Below are 25,199 nucleotides of genomic sequence, written 5' to 3'. Positions count from 1 at the left end.
GAGGCGGAAATGACCAAACAGGAAAAGATCGCCCTTTCGCGCCGCGGCTTTCTCGTGGGCTCGATGGCCGTCGGCACGCTGACCATGGGCTACGCCCTGATGGGCGGCCCGCTGGGTATCCGCGAGGCCATGGCGCAGGGAAGTTTCGCGCCGAACGTCTGGTTCGACATGGACAGCCACGGCAAGGTCACCGTCAACATCACCAAGGCCGAGATGGGCCAGCATGTGGGCACTCCGCTGGCGCAGGCGCTGGCCGAGGAACTGGACGTGCCGTGGGAGAACGTCTCGATCCGCTACGTCTCGACCGCGCCGCAATACGGCCTGTTCGTCACCGGCGGTTCGTGGTCGGTCAACTGGACCTTCGACCAGATGTCGCGCGCCGGCGCCGCCGGCCGCATCGCCCTGGTCGAGGCGGCGGCGAAGATGTTCGGCGTCCCGGCCTCGGAGCTTTCCACAGAGGACGGCATGGTCGTGCACGCGGGCTCGGGCCGGAAGATCAGCTATGGCGCGCTGGTCGGCCAGGGCGTCGAGCCCAGGCAGTTCTCGGAGGAAGAACTCAAGGCCATCCAGCTCAAGGATCCCAACACCTGGCGCTATGTGAACCAGTCGGTGCCGGCCCTGGATATCCCGGCCAAGACCAACGGCTCGGCGCAGTTCGGCCTCGACGTCTTCGTCGACGGCATGGTCTACGGCACGCCGAAGGTGCCGCCGGTGCGCTACGGCGCCAAGGTGACCTCGGTCGACGAGAGCGCGGCGAAGCAGGTCGCCGGCTATCAGGGCCATGTGGTGATCGAGGATCCCACCATGACCACCACCGGCTGGGTCGTAGCGCTGGCGGATTCCTATCCGCAGGCGGTCAAGGCCCGCGACGCTCTCAAGGTCGCCTATGACGAGGGCCCGACGGCGAAGGTTTCCTCCGCGGACATCCTGAAGGAAGCCGAGGAACTGCAGAAGTCCGGCAAGGGCGCGCAGCTCTTCGTCATGGACGGCGACTCGGTGGCGGCCATCAAGGGCGCCAAGACCACCCACGAAGCGACCTACACGACGCAGCTCAACATCCATGCGCCGTTGGAGCCGCTGAACGCGGTGGTCGAGGTCAAGGACGGCGTCTACCACATCCACACCGGCAACCAGTTCCAGACCCTGGCGCTGGGTCTGGTGCCGGCGGCGCTGCAGATCGAGCCGACACAGGTGGTCGTGCATCAGTATCTTCTGGGCGGCGGCTTCGGACGCCGGCTGGAATCCGACTACATCGTGGTGGCGGCGCTGACCGCGAAGTCCGCGGGCAAGCCGGTCAAGCTGATCTACAGCCGCGAGGCCGACAGCCTGATGGACTTTACCCGCACCATCACTCACCAGGTGCTGCGTGGTGGGGCCAGCGACGGCAAGATGGTCGGCATGGAGCAGCAGGTCGTCTCGGCCTGGGCCACCGCCCGCCAGGCGCCGGCCTTCCTGGCCGATTCCGCCGACAAATCGGGCAAGGTCGACCCGTTCTCCATCAACGGCTCCGACCACTGGTACACCATCCCCAACCAGACGGTGCGGACCATCAAGTCGGAACTGGCCCAGGCGGCGACGCCGGCCGGCCAGCTCCGTTCGGTGGCGCCGGGCTGGACGTTCTGGGCGGTGGAGTGCTTCCTGGACGAGATGGCCCACAAGGCCGGCATCGACCCGCTGAAGTTCAAGCTCGCCATGCTGGACGCCACCGGCAAGAACGCCGGCACGGCGCCCATGTCGGTGGGCGGCGCGAAGCGGCTGGCGAACGTTCTGCAGATGGCGGCCGACAAGGCCGGCTATGGCGGCAGCATGCCGTCAGGCACCGGCGTCGGGCTGGCGGCGGTTTCCGCTCAGGAACGCGCCACGCCCACCTGGACGGCCTGCGCCGCGCAGGTGGCTGTCGACAAGTCCACGGGCGAGTTCGACATCCAGAAACTCACCCTGGTCATCGACGTCGGCACCGCCGTCAACCCGGACGGCGTCAGGGCCCAGGTGGAAGGCGGCGCTCTCTGGGGCGTCTCGCTGGCCACCAAGGAACTGGCCACCATGGAGAACGGCGCCATTCAGCAGGACAACTTCGACACCTACACGCCGCTGCGCATGGAGGACATGCCGGAACTGGACGTCACGGTGCTGTCCACCGGCCACTATCCGGTCGGTGCGGGCGAGCCGGGCGTGACGGTCACGGCCCCCGCGATCGCCAACGCGATCTTCGCGGCCTCCGGGGCGCGGGTGCGCGACCTGCCGATCACGCCGGAGAAGGTGAAGGCCGCACTCGGCTGACGCTTTGGCAGGGTGACGGAAACGGGAGCGGCGCCGGAGCGATCCGGCGCCGCTTCTGTTTGGCCCGAGGATCGGATGCCGCGCCCTACCCCACCATGCGCCCGGAATCGGGCCAGTATTTCGCGCGGATGGCCTTCTTGTCGGGCTTGCCGATGGGCGTGACCGGGATCTCGTCGACGAAATCGACCGACTTCGGCGCCTGCACCGCGCCCTTGTGCTCCTTGACCAGTTGCATCAGCGCCTGCGGATCGGGCCTGACGCCCGCCTTCGGCACGATCAGCGCCTTCACCGCCTCGCCCCATTTCTCGTCGGGCACGCCGATGACGGCCGCCATGGCAACGTCCGGGTGGGAGGTCAGCACGTCCTCGATCTCGCGCGGGAAGACGTTGAAGCCGCCGGAGACGATCATGTCCTTCTTGCGGTCGACGATATAGAGGTAGCCCTGTTCGTCGGCCCGGGCGATATCGCCGGTGTGCAGCCAGCCGCCGGCGAAGGTCTCGGCGGTCTGTTCGGGGCGGTTCCAGTATTCGTCCATCACCTGCCCGGAACGGACACAGATCTCGCCCGGCTCGCCATCGGCCACCTCGTTCAGGTCCTCGTCCAGCAGTCGGACCTGCACGTTGGGACAGGGAAAGCCGCAGGAGGCGAACAGGTCGGGCCGCTTCCTGTCGTGATCGGCCTTGCGCAGTACCGAGATCGGGTAGCCCTCTGTCTGGCCGTAGAGCTGGCCGAAGACCGGACCGATGCGCTCCAGCCCCTCCATCAGCCGCGTCGGCGACATGGGGGAAGCGCCATAGAGCAGGTATTCGAGGCTGGAGAGGTCCGTCTTCTCCAGCCTCGGGTGGTCGAGCAGCAGGTAGATCATGGTCGGCACCAGCAGGCTCATGGTGATCCGCTCGCGCTCGATGGTCGCCAGAACCTCCTCCGGGTCGAAACCCTTCATGAAGGTGACCTTGCCGCCCAGGTGCAGCACCGCCGGCAGCTTGGTGCCGCCCACATGGCTGATCGGCGCGACGGCCAGATAGTTGGTCCAGGCGGGGAACTCGAAGCTGGCGAGAATCGAGGTCGCCATGGCGACGAAGCTGGGATGGGTGCGCAGCCCGCCCTTGGGCTTGCCCGTGGTGCCGCCCGTATAGCTGATCCAGACCGGATCGTCGGTCTGCGCCTCGATCACCGGATTGACCGCGCCCGCCGCCTCCGCCGCGGCGCGCAGGTCGACGCCGTAGTCCGCCAGCCCAAGCGTGAAGGTCTGTTTCAGCCGGCCGACGCCACCGGTCAGTTCCCGGCCCCGATCCATGTAGTTTTCGCTGTCGACGAAGAGATAGTCGATCTCCGCGTCCTCCAGCGTGAAGCGGTGGTCCTCATAGGAGCCCAGCGTGTGCAGCGGGGTCATGCAGACGCCCAGCGCCTGCGCGGCGATGCCGGCCAGATAGGCCTCGGCGCGGTTGGCGTTGAGCAGGGAAATGCGCTCGCGCCGCTTCACGCCGTGCCGCTTGAAGACCGCCTGATAGCGGGCGACCAGATCGAGCGCCTGAGCATAGGTATAGCGCCCGCCATAACCGTCGAAGGCGACCCGGTCGCCGAAGCGCCGGAAATCGCGCATCACCATCTCCGACGACGTCATGCCCGTATGAAGACCGTCGCTCATGCCCGTCATCCTCCCCTGTGCCGTTTCGCGCATTGTTCCTCCGATGACGGCCGCTCGGCAATGACGCAGATGACGCGACGGAGACCACCGGCCTGCGCTACAATCGGCCGTCCGCAGCGGGGGAGATGAGTGATGAAGATCAGGAACGTGACGGCGCGCGCCGTCCTCGTGCCCATGAACCGGCCGCTGGTGACCGGCGGCGGCTCGGTCGAGAAGACGGCCTTCGTGCTGGTCGACCTGGAGACGGACAGCGAGATCACGGGCCGGGCCTATGTCTTCGCGGTCAGTCCGGTGCTGGCCAAGGCGCTCGCCGAACTTGTCGAGGGCATCGGCGCGACGCTCCAGGGGGAGGCCGTTGCGCCCCGGCCCCTGCACGAGCGGATGTCGAAGTCCATGCGTCTGGCCGGCATGGAGGGCTTCATCGGCTGGGCCGTGGCCGGTATCGACATGGCCGTCTGGGACGCCTTCGCGAAGAACGCCGGCCTGCCGCTCTGGCGCCTGCTGGGCGGCGAGCGCCGGCAGATCGACGCCTACAACTCCAACGGGCTCGGCCTGATCGGGCCGGACGCGGCGGCCAACGAGGCGGCGGAACTGGCCGAGGGCTATGGCGCGGTGAAGGTGCGGCTCGGCTATGGCGACATCGACACCGACGCAGAGGTGGTCGAAGCAGTGATGGAGGCGGTGCCCGCCGACATGCCGGTGATGTGCGACTATAACCAGTCGCTGACCCGCGCCGACGCCAAGGCCCGCATCGCCGCGATCGACGATCTCGGCCTCGCCTGGATCGAGGAGCCCATCGCCCACGACGATGTGGAGGGCTACGCCGCGATCTGCGGCTATACGGAGACCGCCATCCAGCTGGGCGAGAACGCCCGCAGCCCCGCCGAGGTCGGGCGGCTGATCGCCGCCGAAGCTGCCGACCTGCTGATGCCCGACGTCGCCAAGATCGGCGGCATCACCAACTGGCTCAACGCCGCCGAACAATGCCACGCGGCCGGTATCCGCCTTTCCACCCACCTCTTCCCGGAAGTCAGCGTGCACATGATGGCGGCCAGCCCGGCGGCGCACTGGCTGGAATATGTCGACTGGGCCAATCCGTTTCTCGCCGAACCGCTGCGGGTCGTGGCCGGCAAGGCCACCCCGCCCGAGTCGCCCGGCCTCGGCATCGACTGGAACGAAAACGCGGTCGAGGGTTTCCTGATCTGAATCGCGCCATCGCCGTTTCCCCGCGTCACCCCCGCCTTGTGCGGGGGTCCGGTCGGGACAGCGGTGCAAGCTCGGGAGCAGCCATCGACTCTTCCCGGATGCCCGCACGAGGCGGGCATGACATCGCCGGGGCGTCAATGCGTCCTATGCCCCCTGACGCATCACCACGCGCTGGCGGCGGCGGCCCCAGTCGCCAGGCGGGCCGTCGAAGCGGCCGGGCAGCTGCGTGCCGCAGTTCACGCAGGCGCCGCGGTGATCCAGCCGCCAGTCCGAGAGCCGGTGCCAGTCGCGGCCGATCACCTTCGTCCCGCAGCCGTGGCACCAGGTCGACTGCGCCGCCTCGTCATGGATGTTGCCGACATAGACATGGCGGACGCCGTTCTTCAGGGCGATGCGCCGGGCGCGGTGGAGCGAACCGGGCGGGGTCCGCTCCTTGTCCATCATGCGGAAGTCCGGGTGGAAGGCGGTGAAGTGCATGGGCACGTCGGGGCCGAGGGCCGCCACGACCCATTGCGTCATCTCCTCGATCTCGGCCTCCGAGTCGTTCTCGTCCGGGATCAGCAGCGTGGTGATCTCGACCCAGACGTCCGTCTCGTTGACCAGATAGGCCAGCGTCTCCTTGACCGGCGCCAGTTCCGAGCCGGTGACCTTGCGGTAGAAGTCCTCGGTGAACGCCTTCAGGTCCACGTTCGCCGCGTCCATGTGGCGGTAGAACTCCTCGCGCGGCTCGGCGCAGATATAGCCCGCGGTGACCGCGACGTTCTTCACACCCGCCTCGCGGCAGGCGATGGCCGTGTCGACGGCGTACTCCAGGAAGATCACCGGGTCGTTGTAGGTATAGGCCATGGAGCGGCAGCCCAGCCGCTTCGCCGTGTCGGCCAGCATCTGCGGCGGCGCGGCGTCGGCCAGCGTGTCCATCTCCCGGCTCTTCGACATGTCGTGGTTCTGGCAGAACTTGCAGGTCAGGTTGCAGCCGGCGGTGCCGAAACTCAGCACCGAGGTGCCGGGGAAGAAATGGTTGAGCGGCTTCTTCTCGATGGGATCGATGCAGAACCCCGACGAGCGGCCATAGGAGGTGAGCACCATCTGCTCGCCCTCGCGCTTGCGGATGAAGCACAGGCCGCGCTGGCCGTCCTGGAGCCGGCAATAGCGCGGGCAGACCTCGCAGCGGACGCGCCCGTCCGGCTGCATGGAGTAGTATCGGCCCGGCACGGTGCCTACATGATCGAGCATGGCGCTCCTGTCGTGTGGTTCGGGGAATTATGGCATATTTGGGGTTCTGGTGATCGGGAGGCAATGGCGATGAATACGAGACCTGCCGCGGTGGCCGGCGCCTTCTATCCCGGCGGCCGCGAGGCCCTGATGCAGAGCGTCGACGGCCTGCTGGCAGAGGCGGAGAGCCGCATGGCCGGGCCGGTGATGGTTCCGAAGGCGATCATCGCCCCGCACGCCGGCTACGTCTACTCCGGCGCCGTGGCGGCCAGCGCCTACGCGCGCGTGGCGCAGGAGCCGAAGCGGTTCAGCCGCGTCATCCTGCTGGGCCCCGCCCACCGGGTGGCCTTCCGCGGCTTTGCCCTGCCGTCGGTCGACGCCTTCGACACGCCGCTCGGGCCGGTGAAGCTCGACCGCGAGATCATCGACCGGCTGGCCGCGCGTCCCGACACCGAGACCCGCGACGACGCCCATGCGCAGGAGCACAGCCTGGAGGTCCACCTGCCCTTCCTGCAGCGTGTTCTGGGCGATTTCACGCTGGTGCCCGTCGTGGTCGGCGACGCCCGGCCCGAGCAGGTGGCGGACCTGCTGGAAAGCGTCTGGGGCGGCGACGAGACCCTGATCGTCATCTCCACAGACCTCTCGCATTTCCACGATTACGACACGGCCCGGCGGATAGACGGCGAGACCGCGCGCAAGATTGGCCTCATGAAGGCTGGCAGCTTCGGACCGGAGCAGGCCTGCGGCAGCCGTCCGGTCAACGGTCTCCTGCTGCTGGCTGCGCGGCTGGGCCTTCGGATCACCGAACTCGACGTGCGCAATTCCGGCGACACCGCCGGCAGCAGGGACCGCGTGGTGGGCTACGGCGCCTGGGCGCTCACCCCTTCCGACGGCTCCCGCTTTGCCGACAGCCATCGTGACCTCATGGTCACCACGGCGGCGCGGGCGCTGGGCGTGCGGCTGGCGCGCAACAAGCGGCCCGCGGTGAACCTGGAAACCTTCCCGCACGAACTCCGCACCATGGGCGCGAGCTTCGTGACGCTGAACCTGAAGAAGCGGCTGCGCGGCTGCATCGGCTCGCTCAAGGCGCACCGACCGCTGGCCGAGGACATCGCCTGGAACGCCGTCTCGGCCGGCTTCGAGGATCCCCGTTTCGACCCGCTGACGGTGGCCGAGTTCCGCGACAGCGAGATCGAGATCTCGGTGCTCTCCGCGCCCGCGCCGCTGACCTTCGGCGACGAGGCCCGCCTGCTGGCGCAGCTTCGCCCCGGCGTCGACGGATTGATCCTGCAGGACGGGGAACGCCGCGGCACCTTCCTGCCCAAGGTCTGGGAAAGCCTCGACACGCCGGAGAACTTCCTCGCCGGCCTGAAGGTGAAGGCCGGCCTGCCGCGCGATCACTGGTCGGCCGAGGTGAAGGTCTGGCGCTACACCACCGAGACCTTCGGCGGTCCGGTGCCCCGGAGCCTGTTCACAAAGGCCGCGTAGCGATCCAGATATCCCGACGCCTGAACCGCGCGACGAAGGCGAGCACAAAACATCCGGCGACAAAGCCGACGCTGGCGCTGACGGTGTTGAGCATCAGGTCGAAACCGGCGGGCGCGCGGTTGGGGCTGTAGAGCTGCAGCATCTCGCAGAGTGCGGCGAATCCGATGGCCAGCAGCCAGATCGCGAAGGGGCTCGAGCGCCCCCGCGCCAGGCCGAAGGCGAAACCCACGCCCAGGAACATCAGCACGTGTCCCGCCTTGGCGATGGAAAACATGTTGGCCGAGATGGCGGCCTGCCTCTCCCGCGCCGTCGCCGTTTCGCTGGCGACCAGGTCGACGGCGCCCGCGGTGACGTCGCGGGCCGGCGCCGTGGCCTCCCCCGGCAGCACGCTCAGAGTCAACGCGGTCGCACCGACCAGCCAGCAGAATCCGGCCAGCCAGCGCCGCCCGCGAATGCGCATGCCGGCCCATACCGTCACCGCCAGCGCCAGCAGCGCCCAGCCGCCGGTCAGGAAGGCGGCGGCGGGCCGGAACCCGGGCGCTTCCGCCAAAGGCGTCGCGGTGACCGAATGCACCTCGAGCCGCCCCGCCGCCTTCAGCAGTTCCAGGCGGAGCTGCAGGCTGGCCGTGCCGGGGCTGGCGGCAAAGACCGCCGCGTAGGTCCGCCCCGGCCGTTCGCCCTTCAGCAAAGCGACGACATGGGGCAGATCCCAGCGTCCCCGGCCTTCCCGATCGCGCTTGACGAAGACCACCCGCCCGCGCTGCCAGGGCCGCGGACCGGCGACGATGCCGACCGCCCCGGCCACGGCGCGGATGCGGACGAAGGGCGTCGCCGGGTCCAGCGGCACGTCGAGGTCCAGCCGCTCGATGCCCTCGCGGTCGGGATTGTCGAGCACGACGCCGCCCGGCGGCAGCAGCTCGACCGCCGGCCCCGTCGGCTGATAACGGTCGAGGGCGAAGAAGTTGAGCCCCGTCAGCGCCGTCAGCAGCAGCGCCGCACCGACCAGCAGCACGGCCCAGCCCTGACCCGACTCAGGACCGGAAGAGGGCGTCATAGGCGGCCAGCAGGCGCGGAACCTCGTGATCCCAGCTCAGTTCCTCTTCGACCCGGCGGCGGCCGAACGCGCCCATGCGCGCCCGCTTCTCCGGATCGGCGAGCAGTTCCAGGATCTTCTCCGCCATGTCTTCCGGGTCGTTGCGCTTCGCGTAGCGCGATGCCTCCTGCGCCGAGAAACGGCCTTCCGTCAGGTCGAACTGCACGATCGGCTTCCCCAGCGCCATGTATTCCACGATCTTGTTCATGGTCGACTTGTCGTTCATCTCGTTGAAGGTGTCCGGGTTCACGCAGACATCCGCCGTGTTCAGCATCTCCAGCAGCGTCTGGTCCGGCGCGCGCCCGGTGAAGGTGACGTAGTCCGCGACCTCCAGCTCGGCTGCCATGCGCTTCAGGTCATCCAGCTCCGGCCCGCCGCCGACGAGGCCGAAATGCACGTCGGTCCTGCCTTTCCCGTGGACGATGTGACGGACCGCCTGCAGCAGCAGGTCCAGCCCCTCCTGCGCGCCCATGACGCCGACATAGCCGACCAGGTAGTCTCGCCCCTGCTTCAGCTCCGGCACGGGCGGCATGATCTTCAGCCGCTCCAGGCTGGGGCCGGAGCGGACGACGAAGACCTTCTCCGGATCCATCTTCCCCCGCTCGATGGCGATCCGCCGGTAGCTCTCGTTGGTGGCGATGGAGACGTCGGCGGTGCGGAAGGTCCAGCGCTCCCAGGCCAGCATGACGCGGTAGAAGAAATCGCGCCGTCCGAACTTCGCCTCGTAGAGCTCGGGGTTGATATCGTGGTGGTCGAACAGGAATTTCTTCCGGAACAGCAGCTTGAAGAAGCCGCCGACAAGGAAGATGTTGTCGGGCGGGTTGCAGGCGTGGATGGCGTCGAAACCGCGGGTCAGGAACACCCGCCAGGCCAGCACGAACTCCCAGAACAGCGCCGCCGTGTATTCCAGCGCGTAGCCCGCCGCGCCCCTGGCGTCGAGCGGCAGGCTGTGGCGAAGGATGTGGATGCCGTCGATGACCTCGCGCTTGGTCTCGTAGCCCTTGCCGGTGGGGCAGATGATCGTGACCTCGTAGCCATGTTCGTGCAGCGTCGTCGCCTCCTGCCAGACGCGCCGGTCGAACGGGCTGGGCAGGTTCTCGACGATGAACAGGACGCGTCGCGGCTTGTCCCCTCTCACGGAGCTACCACGCCACGCCGTCATAGCGGCCGGGCTCGCTCTTCGCGTCCATGACGCGGACGAAATCGACCAGCACCTGGCCGTCCTTCATCCGGTCCGGCACCTGGCGGAAGGCGGGGTCGCCATTGCCGATCACGAGCACCTCGGCGTGATCGATCACCTCCTCGACCGAATCGACCATCAGGTTCGAGATGTGCGGGATCGCCTTCATGATGTAGTCGCGGTTGCCGCCGGTCAGCCGGGCCAGCGAGACGTTGCGGTCGTAGAGCTTGAGGTCCATGCCCTTGCCCAGCAGCCGCTCGATCACCTCCACCAGCGGGCTTTCGCGCAGGTCGTCGGTATTGGCCTTGAAGCTGAAGCCGAGCACGCCGACCTTCCGCCGGCCCTTCGACAGGATCATGTCGACGCCGGTCTCCACCTGCCAGCGGTTGGACGGCAGCACCGCGTTCAGCATGTGCACCGGCAGGTCGAGTTCGCGCGCCTTGTAGGTGATGGCGCGCAGATCCTTCGGCAGGCAGGAGCCGCCGAAGGCGAAGCCGGGCTTCAGGTAATAGGGCGAGATGTTGAGCTTGGTGTCCTGGCAGAAAATGTCCATGACCCTGTGGCTGTCGATGCCGAGACGCTTGGAAATCGCGCCGATCTCGTTGCCGAAGGTCACCTTGACCGCGTGCCAGGCGTTGTCGGCGTACTTCACCATCTCCGCGACCTCGATTTCGGTGCGGATCAGCGGCGCGTCGAGATGGGCGTAGAGCCCGGCCAGGGCCGCGCCGGCGCGGTCGTCGCTTTCCCCGATCACGGTCTTGGGCGGCTCGCGGAAGTCGCGCACGGCCGAGCCCTCGCGCAGGAATTCGGGGTTGTTGCAGAGGCCGAAGCCCTGGCCCGCCTTCTTGCCCGAAGCCCGCTCCAGCACCGGCTGCACCGTTTCCCGGATCGTGCCCGGCAGCATGGTCGAGCGGATGACAACGATGTGGAAGTCGTCCTTGTCCTTCAGGCAGGCGCCGATCTCCTCGCAGACGCGAACCAGATACTGCAGGTCCAGATTGCCGTTCGCCTGACTGGGCGTGCCGACGCAGACCATCGACAGCTCGGTGTGCCGCACGGCCTCGGCCGGATCGGTCACGGCGCGCAGCCGCCCGGCCCTCACGCCCTCCTCGATCAGCTCGGCCAGGCCCGGTTCGACGATCGGCGAACGGGCGTCATTGATCAGGCCCACCTTGGTCTCGTTGGGATCGACGCCGATCACGTGGTGGCCGTCCGCGGCGAAGCACGCCGCCGACACATTGCCGACATAACCCATGCCGAAGACGCTCAGGCGCATGGCCTTTCCTTCCCTCCTGATCCCGCGGCGCCGAGCATAGCGGCCCCTTCGTCCATCGCAATCATGGCTGCCCTTCGCCTACCGAGAGCCCGAACACGACCGGGGTGCCGGTCGTCAGTTCGCCCGCGAAGACGATACGCGGGGCCGGCGCGCGGACGCCGAAGCCGGGCGAGTGCCAGCCACGCTCGGGCGCGGTGCGGCCGGTCTCGACCCAGCCCGACAGCGGCCCGTCATGGCGGATGCTGAGCGCCGTGGCCTTCTCGTCGCGGATGACGAACCCCGTGCCCGACGCCTCCACCCGGAAATGCGGCGAGACCAGGAAGCCGATCTCGACCCGGTGGTCGCCCGGCGCGCCGGTCAGGCTGTCGGTCAGGCGGAAACGCCCTGCTCCCGTCCGCTCGACACGGCGTTGATGGCGCACGCGGTGCGTCTCCAGATAGCCGTCATGATCGGCGGTCACCGACCAGCGCTCGGGATCGTCGTCCAGCGCGAGGACGCGCGCCCCGGCCTTGCGCGCCCAGTTGAAGGGACCGGAGATCTCGGAGCTGTTCTCGCCGGCGATGGTCAGCGTGTTGTGGGCCACCGTACCGCGGAAGTGGTCCCGCCAGGCATGACCGGCGTGATAGAGGTAGGTGCCTGCGTCGATCAGCACCGGCCGCCCGTCGACGTGCAGCCACAGCGCCAGGGTGTCGGCGTGGCCGTGGGCTGCGATGGAAAGATAACCCACCGGGCCGTGATCGAAGACCAGCAGATGGTCCGGCACCCCGCCCGTCCGGTTGCGCCGGTCCACCGTATAGCCGCCCTCGGCGAAGTGGCGCATGCCGGCGGGCCAGAGCCGGTCCGGGACCGGCGCGGGGAACAGCGCGTTCCTGAGGTGCGCCGTCGGAACCGGAGGCGCCAGGGCGGACTCGCCGCAGGCGCTGGCGATGCAGCCCAGCACGGAATTGATCGTGTCTTCGCTCGCCATCCCGTTGCCGATGACGCGGCTGTCGTCGTCATCGCCGATACGCGGCTGACCGCCGGTGCTGTCGGTAATCCACTTCAGGAACTCGCCGGCCCGGGCGATGCGCCGCCAGTAGTCGCCGGAAAAGGGCTCGCCCGTCCGGCGGCCCAGATCGCCGGCAAGCAGCAGCCATTCCAGTGTCAGGGCGGCATAGGCCGGCGACTGTTCCCGGCCCACGCCGTCGGGCGCGATCTGGTTCAGGACCTCCCGCTCCAGGCTGCGCCGCCCCTGGGTCCGCCAGCGCCGCGCGCCCGGCAGGTCCGGGGCCAGCGAGCCGAGCAGACAGAGCGCGGCGGCCTCAGCCACCAGGTGGTTGTTGGCCGAGGAAAACCGCGACGGGAAGCGGTCGATCCACCAGCCGTGCTGGTAGAGGGCGCGCATGATCTTCCGCCTCAGCGCCGCATCGATCCGCGCCTTCAGCAAGGTGACGATGACGATGATGCTGACGACCCTGAACGCCAGCTCGATCATCGACGGCCAGTTGACGCCCCTGTAGGGCGGATTGGCATCGATCCAGGCGGAAAGATGATCCAGGCAGAGCCGGGCCGCGGCGTCGTCCTCGGCGACAACGGCATAGGCGGCCACCGGCTGCAGGTACTGCAGGCGCGACAGTTCCCAGACGTTCTTGACGTCGCCGAAGTCCGTCTCGTGACGATAGGGAATGTCGAAGCACCAGGCGTCCGGGGGCCAGCGGCGGCCGGTCGCCGGGTCCAGATGCCAGTCCGGCGGCTCCCCCGGCGACGCCGCCTCCGGCCAGTCGATACCGAGAAAACGGAACCGCCCGGCGCGGACAGCCTCGACATGGGCCGCCCACTGGGTCATCAGCCTGGTGCCGGCAGCAAGGCCGCCGACGCCCTCGGCCAGGCCCGGCCATTCGGGCAGGGCCATGTCGCCCGGATCGAAGGCCGTGACGGACGACGGCAGACGGCGGGCCGAGACCTGCCGCCGCGCCATCTCGCGCACGCGGTGAGCGACCTCTCCCGCCGACATGGCGCGCAGACGGTTGCGGTACCATCTGACCCGCCGCACGAACCCCGCCAGCGCGGCGGTGCTGTCGGCCTGCGTCCCGCTCATTCTCCGTTCCCGGCCAGCAATCTCCGGTAGCCCCCCTCCAGCACATCGAGAACCCGCTCGGCGACGAACTGCCGCCGGAGCCGCTCTTGCGCGGATCGTGCCAGTTTCAGGCGCAGCCCCTCGTCCTCGGCCAGCCGCCGGATCGCGCCGGCAAGGGCTCTGGCGTTGCCGGGCTCGATCACCAGGGCCTCGGCCTCGTCGTCGGCGATCTCCGGCACCGCGCCGACGGGCGTGACGACGCAGGCCAGCCCCGCCGCCATCGCTTCCAGCAGGCTGTTGGGAAAGCCCTCCCCGTAGGAAGGCATGAGGAAGATGTCGGCGGCCCGCAATTCCTCGATGAACCGCGCGTGCGCCATGAAGCCTTCCAACTCGATCCTCTGCGGCAGGCCGGCATTCCCGATCTGCGACGCCAGGGGCTCGATCACTGCCAGAAAGCGAAACGCCGCCCGCACATCGGCCAGTTCGGGCGTGGCCAGCGCCTGCAGCACCACCTGCGCGCCCTTGCGCACCGATTCCGAGCCGGCGAAGAACAGTACGCGCGGCGGGTCGTTACGCGGGCCTTCGACGGGCATGATCGAGGCCTCGGGGACGGAATTGTAGAGCACGATCACGTTCTCGCTCCGACCGACCGTGGCCAGATAGCGCCGCCAGCTTTCCGACTGCACGATCAGGATGTCGGGCGCGGCGACGCCACGGCGGATCAACGCCTGCACGCGCGGGGACGAGCCTTCGTAGAACTTGTCGAAGACGCCGCCGAGCCGAAGCATGGTGGGCCGGCGAAGCGCCTTCGCCATCGCCAGGTAGAGGCAGCTTTCCCAGAAGGTCTGGAAATCCGAGGACTGGATCTGCACCAGGTCGACGCGGCGGAAGAAAACCACGAAGGGAAAGGCGAGGAGGTGCCAGAACGTCGCCCAGGCGGCGCGGATCAGCCGGCCGGGGCCGCCCCTGAACATGGCCGCGTAGCCGTAATTGTCGACAACGTTCTTCTTCGCCGGACGGGAGGTCGTGTGCGCGATGAAGTCGTAGCGATCCGCCAGCGGCGAGCCCATGACGTTCAGCATGAACGTGGTGACGCCGCCCCGGGTCGGCGGAAACGGCCCGACCATGAGAATGCGCGGCTTGGTCACATGGTCCGGCACTGGCGTCAGCTCCCGGCGGGGCGGATAGGCACGGCGCGGCGCGGCCGCTATAGATGTTGCGAGTCGCTCTCGCATCCGGTCTAGGGTCGGGGCCGACGCCTGTCAATCGAAGGGGATGGCATGCTCTGGAAACTGTTCCGCCGGTTCTCGCGCCATTCCCGGCAGAAGCGGGCACGGCTGTTCCGCGAGAGCTTCGCGATCGGCCCCGATACCCGGATCCTGGACCTGGGCGGCGGCACCGGCGGCCATATCGCCTCCATCCTGACCGGACCGGCGGCGGTGACGGTGGCCGACATCTCCGAAAGCGACCTGGCGGAGGCTGCGGGCCGCGGCTTCGCGACGGTCCGGCTCGACGGCGACGACGAACGCCTGCCCTTTGCGGACGGGGCCTTCGACATCGTCTTCTGCTCCTCGGTGATCGAGCACGTCACCGGACCGAAGGAGGAGATGCGCTGGATGACCGACGACCGGCGCTTCCGGGAGATGGCGGAACGCCACCAGTCGGCCTTCGCCGCCGAGATCCGGCGGGTCGGGCGGGGCTATTTCGTGCAGACGCCCTACCGCTATTTTCCGGTGGAAAGCCACAGCTGGCTGCCGGTCTTCATCGTCATGCTGCCGCGCAACCTGATGGTGCCGACGATCCGCTTCACCAACCGCTTCTGGCCCAAGGGCACGCGGCCGGACTTCCAGCTTCTGACGCACCGGTCCATGCGCCGGCTGTTCCCCGACGCCGAGATCGCCGAGGAGCGCGTGGCCGGATTCACCAAGTCGATCATCGCCATCCGCCGCCCCGCCTGATCCGTTTCTTGCATGCCCGGCCGGCAGGTCAATTCAGGAGGTCCTTCATGAACCGCGTCCTGTGTCTTTTCGCGTCGGTCGGGATTGCATTCTGCGGCCTGGCCACCGCGGCGGCCGACCGCGTCGACCCCTGGCAGTACTACATCGAGACACTGCCCGAGGATGCGGAGGTGACCGATTGGCTGTCGCCGCAGACCGAACTGGAAATGCCGGTCTATCCGTTCAACGCGGCGGTGGCGGTGCAGAACCCGCCGGTCTTCCACTGGCGCTACGAAGGCGAGGATCTGTCCTACGAGGTGGTGATAGAGCCCGCAGGCGGCAAGGCGGAGCCGATCCGGCGCATCACCGAATACAACCACCTGATGCTGAATGCGCCGCTTGCCATCGGCGACTGGCGCTGGCGGGTCCGGCGCTGGCACGACCGCGAGGGCGCCGGCGACTGGGGCGAGTGGCGGTCCTTCCGCATTCACGAAAAGGCTCACGAGTTCGTCGCGCCATCGGTGCAGAACGCCTGGGACCGGGCCTGGGAGCGACGGCGTCCGCGCAGCTTTCCCGGCAAGGAAGGCTTCAACACGCTGCGCCGGGATCTGAACCAGGGCGAACGGCGGCTGGTCTTCCGCGAGGTGATACAGAACGTCGAGGAGAACATGATCGGCGCGGAGCTGGACCCCGAACCGCCGACCGCGACCTTCGAAGTGGAAGATTTCTACGAGCGCATCCGCGTCGCCCGCTTCATCGCCCAGGTGGTCAATCGCGCGACCGTACAGCTCGGCACCACGGTCTATACCTGGTATCTCACGCGCGACGAGAAGATGCTGGAAGAAGCCTGGCGGCGCGCGATGGACCTGGCGTCGTGGGATCCGGAGCACTCGACGGGCGTGCGCTCCAGCGACCTCTCCAACCTGCGCATCGCCCTGGCGCTGGCGCTGGTCTACGACATCACCAGGAACGAGCTGGACGAGGAAACGGAAACCACGCTCCGGCGCATGACCGAATACCGCACCCAGGCGGCGTTCGACGAGTATGTCGTCAACCCGCGCCGGGCGCTGGAGCTCAAGCCGTACAACAGTCACGGCTTCCGCCAGGCGGGGGCGGTCACCGCCATCGCCGCCCTGATGGCCAGGGACACACCGCGGGCGCAGAACTGGTTCTTCCGCACCTATCCGATCTACCTGGCCGTCAACAATCCCTGGGGCGGGGCCGATGGCGGCTTCGGCAATGGCGTGAACTACGGCATCTGGGACGCCGTCAACAACATGCAGTACTGGGACATCATCGAGAACGCGATCGACGTGAACCCGACGCGGATGGGCTGGCCCATGCAGGCCGGCGTCTTCTTCCAGTACCTGGTGCCGCCGGGCACGCCCAACAGCAGCTTCGGCGACGGCGGCGAGAACTGGTTCCCCGACGTCTGGGCGCTGGTGGCGATGATGTACCGTCAACGCATCGACACGCCGATCAGCCGCCGCTTCGCCGCCCAATGGGAGCCGCAGCGCCCCGAATACTACCTGCATCTCTACGGCCCCCTCTACGAGGAACCGGAACGTCCCTTCGACCCGGTGAAGCACCCCGACCTGCCGGACACGGCGGTCTTCCCGTCCATCGGCTGGGTGGCGATGCATTCCGAGCTGGACGACCCCGACCGCTATTCCATCCTGTTCAAGTCCAGCCCCTATGGCAGCTTCAGCCACAGCCACGCCGACCAGAACAGCTTCATCATCAACGGCCGGCAGCAGTCGCTGGCGCTCGATTCGGGCTATTACGACACCTGGAAGTCGAAGCATCACCTCGCCTGGACGATGCAGACGAAAGCGCACAACGCCATCACCTTCGACGGCGGGCAGGGCCAGCCGGAACAGGACCGCGGCGCCCAGGGCCGGATCGCCGACTTCGCGCGCTGCGGCCTTTACGACATGGCCGTCGGCGACGCGACCCGGGCCTATGGCGGCGCGCTGTCGAAGGCGGTGCGGACCATCGCCTATCTCAGGCCGAACCTCGCCCTGATCCACGACGATCTGGCCTCCGACGAGGCGCGGACATGGGAGTGGAACCTGCACGCCTGGACGGAAATCGCCGAGGAAGGCGACGGGCGCTTCACCATCGACATGGGCAAGGGCAAGGTCTGCTTCCGGGTGCTCGCGGCGCCGGACTACGCCGCCCGCCAGACGGACAGGTTCCCCGAGGATCCGGATCCCTTCTTCGTGCCGGACTGGAAGAACCAGTGGCACCTGACGCTGGCCAGCACGGCGAAGTCGACGGAAGCGCGGTTCCTGGTCGCCGTGGACCTGGACTGCACCGGCGCGGAAATCGGCGCGCCCGAGACGAACGCCGACGGCGGTTTCGCCGTGCGTCTGGGGGACCATCGCGTGGAAATCGGCGCCAGTGGCGCCACGGCGCGCCGCCTCGGCCCCGCCGCGGAACCGCCCGTCTGTGCGGTGCCGCCGAAGGGACGCGCGGCGGCGGACCGGTAGGTCCGTTTCAGTCGTTCAGATTGGCGTAGCGGCCGCGGAAGAAGACCAGCGGCCGGCCTTCCGGATCGGCCTCGATCCGGCTGACGCGGCCGATGACGATCCAGTGGTCGCCGCCTTCATGCAGCGATTCGCAGGTGCACTCCAGATGCGCCAGAGCGCCCTCGATCACGGCGCAGCCATTGTTCCCGGTGGTCCAGGTGAAATCCATTTCCGCGAACTTGTCGTCGGTCTTGGAAGCGAAGTGGTTCGACTGCGGCTGCTGGTCGTCGCGCAGCACATTGACGACGAAGGGCCGTCCCTCCGCGAAGGCGCTGGCGCAGTTCGCGTTGCGGTCCAGGCTGAAGAGGATCAGCGGCGGGTCCAGGGACACGGAATTGAACGAATTCGCCGTCAGGCCGACGGGCCGGTCCTGATCGTCGACGCCGGTGATGATGGTAACGCCTGTCGCGAACGAGCCCAGCACGTCGCGCAGTTCCCTCGGGCTGACCGCCATGTTCCTCCCCATCGACAAGTCGGTTCGGGGGCGGAGTTTACCAGCCGAACGCCGCGGCGAAAGCCCCGGCCGCGGAACGCGCAGCGCTAACGCCATCTTAACCGTGCGCGGGCGACACTCGGCGCCGATCGAGATCAAACCGAAGCGGAATAGCTCCATGTTCTTCATCATTGGCGTCGTGGTCGTCATCGGATCCGTCCTCGGCGGGTACCTGCCGCACGGCTCCTTCGCGGTGCTGATCCAGCCCCTTGAGGTGGTGATCATCTGCGGATCCGCCTTCGGCGCGTTCATCATCTCCAACCCGAAGACGGTGATCTTCGGCGTCTTCAAGTCGATCGGAAAGATTCTCAAGGGCCAGCCCTACAACAAGGCCACCTACGAGGAACTGCTGACGCTTCAGTACACCATCTTCAAGCTGGCCAAGGCCAAGGGCATGCTTGCGCTGGAGGCGCACATCGAGGACCCGGAGAAGAGCTCCATCTTCACCGCCTTCCCGGGCTTCATGAAGAACCATCACGCCGTCGAGTTCGTCTGCGACTATCTGCGCCTGATGACCATGGGCACCGAGAACAGCCACGAGATGGAAGCGCTGATGGACGAGGACATCGAGACCCATCACCACGAACAGCACGCGGTCTCCGCGGCCGTCACCACGGCCGGCGACGGCCTGCCGGCCTTCGGCATCGTGGCGGCGGTGCTGGGCGTCATCATCACCATGCAGTACATTTCCGAGCCGCCCGAGGTGCTGGGCGGCAAGATCGCCGCGGCGCTGGTCGGCACCTTCCTCGGCATCTTCCTGGCCTATGGTTTCGTCGGCCCGATGGGCAAGAGCCTGGAAGCCTATGCCGAAGCCGAAACCAAGTACTACCAGTGCATCAAGGCGGGGTTGCTGGCCTACATGAACGGCTACGCCCCCGCAGTGGCCGTGGAGTTCGCGCGCAAGACCCTCTACAGCCACGAACGCCCGTCCTTCAAGGAAGTCGAGGACGCCGTCGAGAGCGCGCCCAAGGTCTGACGGAGCGACCCTGCCATGGCCGACGGCAATCAGCAGCCAATCATCGTCAAGAAGATCGTCAAGGGCGGTCACGCCCACCATGGCGGCGCATGGAAGGTCGCCTATGCGGACTTCGTGACCGCGATGATGGCCTTCTTCCTGCTGCTCTGGCTGCTCAACGTGACCACCGACGAGCAGCAGCGCGGCATCGCCGACTATTTCGCGCCGGCCGCCGTTTCCCAGCAGCAGTCGGGCAGCGGCGGCGCGATGGGCGGTCAGACGATGGTCCGCGACGGCGCGCGAATCTCCAACGCCGGGCTGCCGACGGTCGTGGTCTCGATCGGCGATATCGAGGACGAGGAAGAGAACCACGAGGACGGCAAGAAGTTCGACCCCGCCGGTGACGAGATCGACGAGGAAGGCATCTCCAGCAACGACGAGAAGGTCGAGGACAGCGAGCGCGGCAAGCAGGGCCGACCCGGCGAGGACGACGTCGCCGAGGAACTGGCCCGGCGCGAGGAAGAAGCCTTCAACGAGGCCATGGACGCCATCGAGCAGGCGATCGAGCAGGCCGCGCCGGAAATGCAGGAACTGGCGCAGAACCTGATGGTCGACATGACGCCGGAAGGATTGCGGATCCAGCTGGTGGACTCCGGCGGCCGCTCCATGTTCCCGAAGGGCAGTCCCGCCCTGGAAGGCCACGCCAAGCAGATCCTGATGCTGGTCACCGACGTGATGACCCGCCTGCCCAACAAGATCAAGATCACCGGCCACACCGACGCCACCCCCTACCGCTCCGGCAATGGCTACGGCAACTGGGAGCTGTCGGCGGACCGCGCCAACGCCAGCCGCCGGGCGCTGCTGGAACTGGGCGTGCCGCAGAACCGCATCGACCAGGTGACGGGCAAGGCGGCGCAGGAGCTACTGGTCGCCGAGGACCCCTATGCCGACGCCAACCGCCGCATCTCCATCGTGCTGATGCGCCAGGCGGGCCTCGCCGCCGAGCAGCAACCGGTCGACGCGCTGAAGAGCATCGGCCTGAAGGTCCACGGCGTGGAAGACAGCGGCCGCTGATCCGCCGCGAGCCCGCCGCCGTAATCTGCCCATGAGACATCGCGGCGCCGCCTGCCTATATGAAGGGCAGACGGACAGGCGAAGGGGTTCCATGGCCAATCGGGAAGACGGTTTCGGCTCTCAGGTCAGACGCTATGCGCGCGTCGGCCGCTCGATGAGCGGCCTGGCGGCGAAGCTGGCCGGCGAGCGCTATCTGGGCGTGAAGATCGACCGCGACGACCACGCCCGCGAACTGCGTGCGGCGCTGGGCGGGCTCAAGGGCCCGCTTATGAAGGTCGCGCAGATCCTGTCGACCATCCCCGAGGCCCTGCCCAAGGAGTACGCGCAGGAACTGGCGCAGCTCCAGGCCGACGCGCCGTCCATGGGCCCGGCCTTCGTCAAGCGCCGCATGACGTCGGAACTGGGACCGGCCTGGCGGAAGAAGTTCGGCGCCTTCGAGCGGGAGGCGGCCGCCGCGGCCTCACTGGGTCAGGTGCACCGGGCGACCGACCTCGAAGGCAACGAACTGGCCTGCAAGCTGCAGTATCCGGACATGCGCTCGGCGGTGGAAGCCGACCTGCGCCAGCTCAGGCTCATCTTCTCCATCTACCGCCGCTACGACCGCTCCATCGACACCCGCCATATCCACGACGAGATCGCCGCGCGCCTGCGCGAGGAACTCGACTACGAACTCGAGGCGCGGCACATCGCGCTCTACCGGGAGATGCTGGCCGGCGAGCCCCGCGTCCACGTGCCGGAAGTCTATCCGGCGCTCTCCACGGGCCGGCTCCTGACCATGAGCTGGCTGGAGGGCCGGCGGCTGCTGGAATTCCGCGAGGCGCCGATCGAGGTCCGCAACGAACTGGCGGTCAACATGTTCCGCGCCTGGTACGTGCCCTTCTATGGTTATGGCGTGATCCACGGCGACCCGCATCTGGGCAACTACTCGGTCCGCGACGATCACGCGATCAACCTGCTGGACTATGGCTGTATCCGCACCTTCCAGCCGAAATTCGTGAAGGGCGTCATCGACCTCTACCGGGCGATCCGCGACGACGACCGGGATCTCGCCGTTCACGCCTATGAAAGCTGGGGGTTCGAGGGTCTGACCACCGAAGTGGTGGACACGCTCAATCTCTGGGCCAGCTTCGTCTACGCGCCGCTGCTGGAGGACCGGCCGCGGCGCATCCAGGAGTTCGGCGAGGACGGCATGTACGGCCGCGAAACCGCCGAGCGCGTGCACCGGGAACTGAAGGAGCGCGGCGGCGTCACCCCGCCCAGGGAGTTCGTGTTCATGGACCGCGCGGCGATCGGTCTCGGCGGCGTCTTCCTGCACCTGAAGTCGGAGATCAACTGGTACCGGATGTTCCACGAACTGATCGAGGACTTCGACGTCGACGCCTTGGCCGAGCGGCAGAAATCGGCCTTCGGGAATGCCGGCGTGCCACTGCCTTAGGCTCAGTCCTTCCCTGTGCGTTCCGGGAGCAGCAAGCCCGCCGGTCAGCCAAGCGATCCTACGCCTCGCGCAGTTCCACCGCAGGCCGGCGGCGAAGCGCGCGGTGCGCGCCGACGAGACCCAGCGCCGTCGTCGCGGCGATGGCGCCGACCACCACCACGGCCAGCCGGGCCGGCATCAGCTCGAACTCGCCCTGCATGACGAAGACGATCACGCCCCATGCGGCGACGCTGCCGGCGATGGCGGCGACGATACCGGTCGCCAGTCCGAGCACCGCAAACTCGGCGGCGTGAATCTTCAGGATCTGGCGGCGCGTCGCGCCGAGCACCTTGAGGACCACCGATTCCCGGACGCGCCTGCGGTGGCCCGCGGCGATGGCGCCGGCCAGCACGATCAGGCCGGCCAGCAGCGTCACGGCGGAAGCGGCGCGGATTGCCGTCGCCACCTGGCCCAGCAGCTTGTCGAACAGTTCCATCGCCTCCTTCACCCGGATCACGGTGATGTTGGGGAAGCGGTCGGTGATGGCGCGGAACAGTTCGTTGTCCGCCGCGCCGGCCGCCTCGGCTGTGGCGAGGTGGGTGTGCGGCGCGGCGCGCAGCGTGTTGGGGCTGAAAATCATGATGTAGTTGATCTGGAAGGTCGACCAGTCGATCCGGCGCAGGCTGGCGATCTCCGCGGTGATGTCGCGGCCCAGCACGTTGACGGTGATCGTGTCGCCCACCTCCAGGCCGAGTCCGGCCGCCGCCTCGTCCTCGAAGCTGACCAGCGGCGGTCCGTCATAGTCGGCCGGCCACCACTCACCGGCAACGACGGGGCTGTTGGAGGGCGGCTCCGTGGCGTAGGTCAGGCCCCGGTCGCCGCGCAGCACCCAGGCCTCGTCCGGGTCGACCATCTGGACGTCTTCGGACGCCACGCCGTCGACGGCGCTGATCCGGCCCCTGAGCGAGGGGACGCTGCGGACATCGGAGACGCCGGTAATCGAGCGTGCGGTCTCCAGAAACGGCTCGATCTGGTCGGGCTGGATGTCGACGAAGAAGAACGACGGCGCTTCCTCGGCGACACGGCGGTCGACCTGTCCCGCCACATTGCCTTCGATCTGGGCCACGGCGGCCAGCAGGGTGACGCCCAGGCCGAGCGAGATCATCACCGAGGCCGTGGGCGCGCCGGGCCGGTGCAGGTTCGCCAGCGCCATGCGGAAGGCCGTGCGCTTCGGCCCGCCGGCCCGCTTCGCCGCCCAGGCGATGCCCGCTGCGGCCAGCCGGAGCACGATGAACACGCCGGCCGCCCCCAGCACGAACCAGAGTGCGAAGACCGGCCGGTCGGCGGAGAAGATCGCAAGACCGGCGAGGCCGAGCAGCGACAGCGCCGTGCCGGCGATAAAGCCGCGGCCGGGGACGCCGCCGCTCTCGCCCATCGCAGCGCGGAACAGCTCGGCAGCCCGGGTGCGCCGCGCCACGCCCAGCGGCCAGAGCGCGAAGGTGAGCGTCACCAGCACGCCGAAGGCCGCGGCAAGCACGAGCGGCATGGCATAGAGGCCGACGCTGGGCGGCGTAGGCAACGCCTCCGCCAGCAGGCCGACGGCGACCATCGGCACGACGGCACCGATGACCAGCCCGATGGCAATGCCGACCGCGGCGAGAACCAGTATCTGGAAGAGGTAGATGCGCGTGATGTCGCCGCCGGTCGCGCCCAGCGCCTTGAGCACCGCGATCTGGCTGCGCTTGGCGTCCAGATGCGCCTTCACCGCATTGCCGACGCCCACGCCGCCGACCAGCAGCGCGGTCAGCCCGACCAGGGTGAGGAAGATGCGCAGCCGCTCCAGGAAGCTCTCGATGCCCGGGGCGCCGTTGCGGTGGTCGCGGATGCGCCAGCCGGCGTCCGGCGTCTCCCGGGCGAGGCGCTGGCGGAATTCGGCCACCGTGTCGCCCGGCGCCAGCTTCACCTTGTAGTGGCGGCTGATCAGGCTGCCCGGCTGGACCAGGCCGGTTGCGGCCATGGCCTCGTCGTGGATCATGATGCGCGGCGCCAGGGTGAGCGCACCGCCGGTGCCGCGGTCCGGTTCGTGAGCGATCAGCCCGCGCAGTTCGAAACTGACGTCGCCCACCCGGACGCGGTCGCCGACAGCGAGTTCCAGGCGCTGCGCCAGCACGGGTTCCGCCACCGCGCCGAAGACGCCGTCCCGCCGGGCCAGCGCGTCGTGCAGTTCGCCACCGTCCTCCAGCCGGACCGCGCCATAGAGCGGATAGGCGTCGCCCACCGACTTGAGCTCCGCCAGGGCGCGGCGGTCGCTGGCCGCGGCGCGGGCAATGGTGCGCATCTCCATGGTCCTGAGCAGCGTGCCCGCTTCCCGTTCCAGCCACTCGACCGCCGCGTCGGGCGGCACGATCTGGCGCATCCTTAGATCGATGTCGGCGCCGAGTATTTCGCGCCCGTTCTCCTGGATGCCGCCGATGATGGATGCGGTGAGCGAGCCGACGCCCGCGATCGCGGCGACGCCGAGCGCCAGCGACAGCAAAAAGACCCGGAACCCGCCCAGACCGCCGCGCAGATCGCGCAGGGCCATGCGGAATGCGGCGGTGGCCATCAGGCGGCGCGCTCCACACCCGGCTCCTCGGAGGCGATCACGCCATCCTTCAGCCTGAGGATGCGGCCGCAGCGCCTGGCCAGCTTCTCGTCATGGGTGACCAGCAGCAGCGTCGTATCGCGTTCGCTGTTGGCCCGGAACAGCAGGTCGACGATCCGCCCGCCGGTTTCGCCGTCCAGATTGCCCGTCGGCTCGTCGGCCAGGATGACCTCCGGATCGGCGGCCAGCGCCCGGGCGACGGCGACGCGCTGCTGCTCGCCGCCGGAAAGCTGGCTGGGATAGTGGCCGGTGCGCTCGGCCAGGCCGACGGTCTCGAGTTCCCGCGCGGCGCGGCCGAAGGGATCGGCGCGGCCGGCAAGCTCCAGCGGCGCCGCGACGTTCTCCAGCGCTGTCATGGTGGGCAGCAGGTGGAACGACTGGAAGACGATGGAAACGTGGTCGCGGCGGAACAGCGCCAGCCGATCCTCGTTCAGGCCGGTCAGGTCGCGGCCGCGGAACGACAGCGCGCCGGAGGTCACGGCCTCCAGTCCGCCGACGATGGAAAGCAGGGTCGACTTGCCGGAACCGGAAGGCCCGAGGATGGCAACCGTCTCCCCGGCCCCTATATCAAGGTCGATGCCGCGCAGGATCCGGACCGGACCGGCGGCGCCGTCGAGCGTGACATGCACGTCCTTCAGGGTGATCTGACTTTCGGCCATGCAAATTCCTTCAGTCCCGCGCGTTCCCGCCAGCACCCGATATGGCTGGCCCC

At 68.3% G+C, this 25,199-nt stretch carries 18 protein-coding genes; 8 read left to right on the top strand and 10 right to left on the bottom strand.

Features of this window, described 5'->3' with window-relative positions:
- Nucleotides 1–9 precede the first annotated feature (9 nt).
- Nucleotides 10–2,280, top strand: a complete 2,271-nt coding sequence (locus CWC60_RS11380) for a xanthine dehydrogenase family protein molybdopterin-binding subunit (protein WP_109794190.1) — start codon at nt 10–12, stop codon at nt 2,278–2,280.
- Nucleotides 2,281–2,365: 85 nt separating this feature from the next.
- Here CWC60_RS11380 and CWC60_RS11375 read toward each other — a convergent pair whose 3' ends face one another.
- Nucleotides 2,366–3,928 (bottom strand): AMP-binding protein, encoded by a 1,563-nt coding sequence (locus CWC60_RS11375; protein WP_109794189.1) that lies wholly within the window; start codon nt 3,926–3,928, stop codon nt 2,366–2,368.
- A 132-nt stretch (nt 3,929–4,060) separates the two neighbouring features.
- Here CWC60_RS11375 and CWC60_RS11370 point away from each other — a divergent pair, with 132 nt between their 5' ends.
- Nucleotides 4,061–5,134 (top strand): enolase C-terminal domain-like protein, encoded by a 1,074-nt coding sequence (locus CWC60_RS11370; RefSeq protein ID WP_109794117.1) that lies wholly within the window; start codon nt 4,061–4,063, stop codon nt 5,132–5,134.
- 144 nt (nt 5,135–5,278) lie between these two features.
- On the opposite strand, the gene amrS is transcribed toward CWC60_RS11370, so the two are convergent.
- Entirely contained in the window at nt 5,279–6,367 is a 1,089-nt protein-coding gene (gene amrS / locus CWC60_RS11365) for an AmmeMemoRadiSam system radical SAM enzyme (RefSeq protein ID WP_109794116.1), read from the bottom strand.
- A gap of 69 nt (nt 6,368–6,436) precedes the next feature.
- On the opposite strand from amrS, the gene amrB reads away from it, so the two are divergent.
- Entirely contained in the window at nt 6,437–7,834 is a 1,398-nt protein-coding gene (gene amrB, locus CWC60_RS11360; RefSeq protein WP_109794188.1) for an AmmeMemoRadiSam system protein B, read from the top strand.
- Here amrB and CWC60_RS11355 read toward each other — a convergent pair.
- The 5 genes from CWC60_RS11355 to CWC60_RS11335 form a co-directional block, all read right to left on the bottom strand.
- Entirely contained in the window at nt 7,818–8,846 is a 1,029-nt protein-coding gene (locus CWC60_RS11355; RefSeq protein ID WP_164516495.1) for a VanZ family protein, read from the bottom strand. The genes amrB and CWC60_RS11355 overlap by 17 nt on opposite strands.
- A 19-nt stretch (nt 8,847–8,865) precedes the next feature.
- The gene (locus CWC60_RS11350) at nt 8,866–10,089 is read right to left on the bottom strand and encodes a glycosyltransferase family 4 protein (RefSeq protein WP_109794114.1); all 1,224 of its coding nucleotides are present in this window, start codon (nt 10,087–10,089) and stop codon (nt 8,866–8,868) included.
- Nucleotides 10,070–11,383 (bottom strand): nucleotide sugar dehydrogenase, encoded by a 1,314-nt coding sequence (locus tag CWC60_RS11345; RefSeq protein ID WP_109794113.1) that lies wholly within the window; start codon nt 11,381–11,383, stop codon nt 10,070–10,072. The genes CWC60_RS11350 and CWC60_RS11345 overlap by 20 nt, the downstream gene beginning before the upstream one ends.
- A 61-nt stretch (nt 11,384–11,444) precedes the next feature.
- Entirely contained in the window at nt 11,445–13,460 is a 2,016-nt protein-coding gene (locus tag CWC60_RS11340; RefSeq protein WP_109794112.1) for an alginate lyase family protein, read from the bottom strand.
- Nucleotides 13,457–14,599 (bottom strand): glycosyltransferase family 4 protein, encoded by a 1,143-nt coding sequence (locus tag CWC60_RS11335; protein WP_164516494.1) that lies wholly within the window; start codon nt 14,597–14,599, stop codon nt 13,457–13,459. The genes CWC60_RS11340 and CWC60_RS11335 overlap by 4 nt, the downstream gene beginning before the upstream one ends.
- Nucleotides 14,600–14,719: 120 nt before the next feature.
- Here CWC60_RS11335 and CWC60_RS11330 point away from each other — a divergent pair, with 120 nt between their 5' ends.
- Together CWC60_RS11330 and CWC60_RS11325 are read left to right on the top strand one after the other, a co-directional pair.
- Complete coding sequence (locus CWC60_RS11330) at nt 14,720–15,397, top strand: class I SAM-dependent methyltransferase (protein ID WP_109794110.1); 678 nt, start codon at nt 14,720–14,722, stop codon at nt 15,395–15,397.
- A gap of 47 nt (nt 15,398–15,444) precedes the next feature.
- Nucleotides 15,445–17,868: a DUF4962 domain-containing protein gene (locus CWC60_RS11325; protein ID WP_109794109.1), complete on the top strand. Its 2,424-nt coding sequence runs from the start codon at nt 15,445–15,447 to the stop codon at nt 17,866–17,868.
- Nucleotides 17,869–17,875: 7 nt separating this feature from the next.
- On the opposite strand, the gene CWC60_RS23615 is transcribed toward CWC60_RS11325, so the two are convergent.
- The gene (locus tag CWC60_RS23615; RefSeq protein WP_164516493.1) at nt 17,876–18,361 is read right to left on the bottom strand and encodes a flavin reductase family protein; all 486 of its coding nucleotides are present in this window, start codon (nt 18,359–18,361) and stop codon (nt 17,876–17,878) included.
- 157 nt (nt 18,362–18,518) lie between these two features.
- Between CWC60_RS23615 and motA the strand changes: the two genes are divergently transcribed.
- From motA to CWC60_RS11305, 3 genes are all read left to right on the top strand, one after another.
- Nucleotides 18,519–19,376, top strand: coding sequence for a flagellar motor stator protein MotA (motA, locus tag CWC60_RS11315; RefSeq protein ID WP_109794107.1), 858 nt, complete (start codon nt 18,519–18,521; stop codon nt 19,374–19,376).
- Nucleotides 19,377–19,391: 15 nt separating this feature from the next.
- The gene (locus CWC60_RS11310; RefSeq protein ID WP_109794106.1) at nt 19,392–20,429 is read left to right on the top strand and encodes a flagellar motor protein MotB; all 1,038 of its coding nucleotides are present in this window, start codon (nt 19,392–19,394) and stop codon (nt 20,427–20,429) included.
- A 91-nt stretch (nt 20,430–20,520) separates the two neighbouring features.
- Nucleotides 20,521–21,864, top strand: coding sequence for an ABC1 kinase family protein (locus CWC60_RS11305; RefSeq protein ID WP_109794105.1), 1,344 nt, complete (start codon nt 20,521–20,523; stop codon nt 21,862–21,864).
- A 58-nt stretch (nt 21,865–21,922) separates the two neighbouring features.
- Here the strand turns inward: CWC60_RS11305 and CWC60_RS11300 are convergent, their stop codons facing one another.
- Nucleotides 21,923–24,448, bottom strand: coding sequence for an ABC transporter permease (locus tag CWC60_RS11300; protein WP_109794104.1), 2,526 nt, complete (start codon nt 24,446–24,448; stop codon nt 21,923–21,925).
- Nucleotides 24,448–25,146, bottom strand: coding sequence for an ABC transporter ATP-binding protein (locus tag CWC60_RS11295; RefSeq protein WP_109794103.1), 699 nt, complete (start codon nt 25,144–25,146; stop codon nt 24,448–24,450). The genes CWC60_RS11300 and CWC60_RS11295 overlap by 1 nt, the downstream gene beginning before the upstream one ends.
- Between the last annotated feature and the right edge of the window lie 53 nt (nt 25,147–25,199).

This window comes from Minwuia thermotolerans (genome assembly GCF_002924445.1).
GTDB classification, from domain to species: domain Bacteria; phylum Pseudomonadota; class Alphaproteobacteria; order Minwuiales; family Minwuiaceae; genus Minwuia; species Minwuia thermotolerans.
The sequence above is the reverse complement of the archived record's forward strand: the minus strand, read 5'-3'. Positions and strand labels throughout refer to the sequence as shown.

Coding starts and splice junctions, on each gene's coding strand:
- motA (WP_109794107.1), top strand. CDS start 18,519: ATGTTCTTCATCATTGGCGTCGTGGTCGTCATCGGATCCGTCCTCGGC.
- CWC60_RS11380 (WP_109794190.1), top strand. CDS start 10: ATGACCAAACAGGAAAAGATCGCCCTTTCGCGCCGCGGCTTTCTCGTG.
- CWC60_RS11305 (WP_109794105.1), top strand. CDS start 20,521: ATGGCCAATCGGGAAGACGGTTTCGGCTCTCAGGTCAGACGCTATGCG.
- CWC60_RS11295 (WP_109794103.1), bottom strand. CDS start 25,146: ATGGCCGAAAGTCAGATCACCCTGAAGGACGTGCATGTCACGCTCGAC.
- CWC60_RS11340 (WP_109794112.1), bottom strand. CDS start 13,460: ATGAGCGGGACGCAGGCCGACAGCACCGCCGCGCTGGCGGGGTTCGTG.
- CWC60_RS11310 (WP_109794106.1), top strand. CDS start 19,392: ATGGCCGACGGCAATCAGCAGCCAATCATCGTCAAGAAGATCGTCAAG.
- amrB (WP_109794188.1), top strand. CDS start 6,437: ATGAATACGAGACCTGCCGCGGTGGCCGGCGCCTTCTATCCCGGCGGC.
- CWC60_RS11375 (WP_109794189.1), bottom strand. CDS start 3,928: ATGAGCGACGGTCTTCATACGGGCATGACGTCGTCGGAGATGGTGATG.
- CWC60_RS11325 (WP_109794109.1), top strand. CDS start 15,445: ATGAACCGCGTCCTGTGTCTTTTCGCGTCGGTCGGGATTGCATTCTGC.
- CWC60_RS11350 (WP_109794114.1), bottom strand. CDS start 10,089: ATGACGGCGTGGCGTGGTAGCTCCGTGAGAGGGGACAAGCCGCGACGC.
- CWC60_RS23615 (WP_164516493.1), bottom strand. CDS start 18,361: ATGGCGGTCAGCCCGAGGGAACTGCGCGACGTGCTGGGCTCGTTCGCG.
- CWC60_RS11370 (WP_109794117.1), top strand. CDS start 4,061: ATGAAGATCAGGAACGTGACGGCGCGCGCCGTCCTCGTGCCCATGAAC.
- CWC60_RS11345 (WP_109794113.1), bottom strand. CDS start 11,383: ATGCGCCTGAGCGTCTTCGGCATGGGTTATGTCGGCAATGTGTCGGCG.
- CWC60_RS11330 (WP_109794110.1), top strand. CDS start 14,720: ATGCTCTGGAAACTGTTCCGCCGGTTCTCGCGCCATTCCCGGCAGAAG.
- CWC60_RS11300 (WP_109794104.1), bottom strand. CDS start 24,448: ATGGCCACCGCCGCATTCCGCATGGCCCTGCGCGATCTGCGCGGCGGT.
- amrS (WP_109794116.1), bottom strand. CDS start 6,367: ATGCTCGATCATGTAGGCACCGTGCCGGGCCGATACTACTCCATGCAG.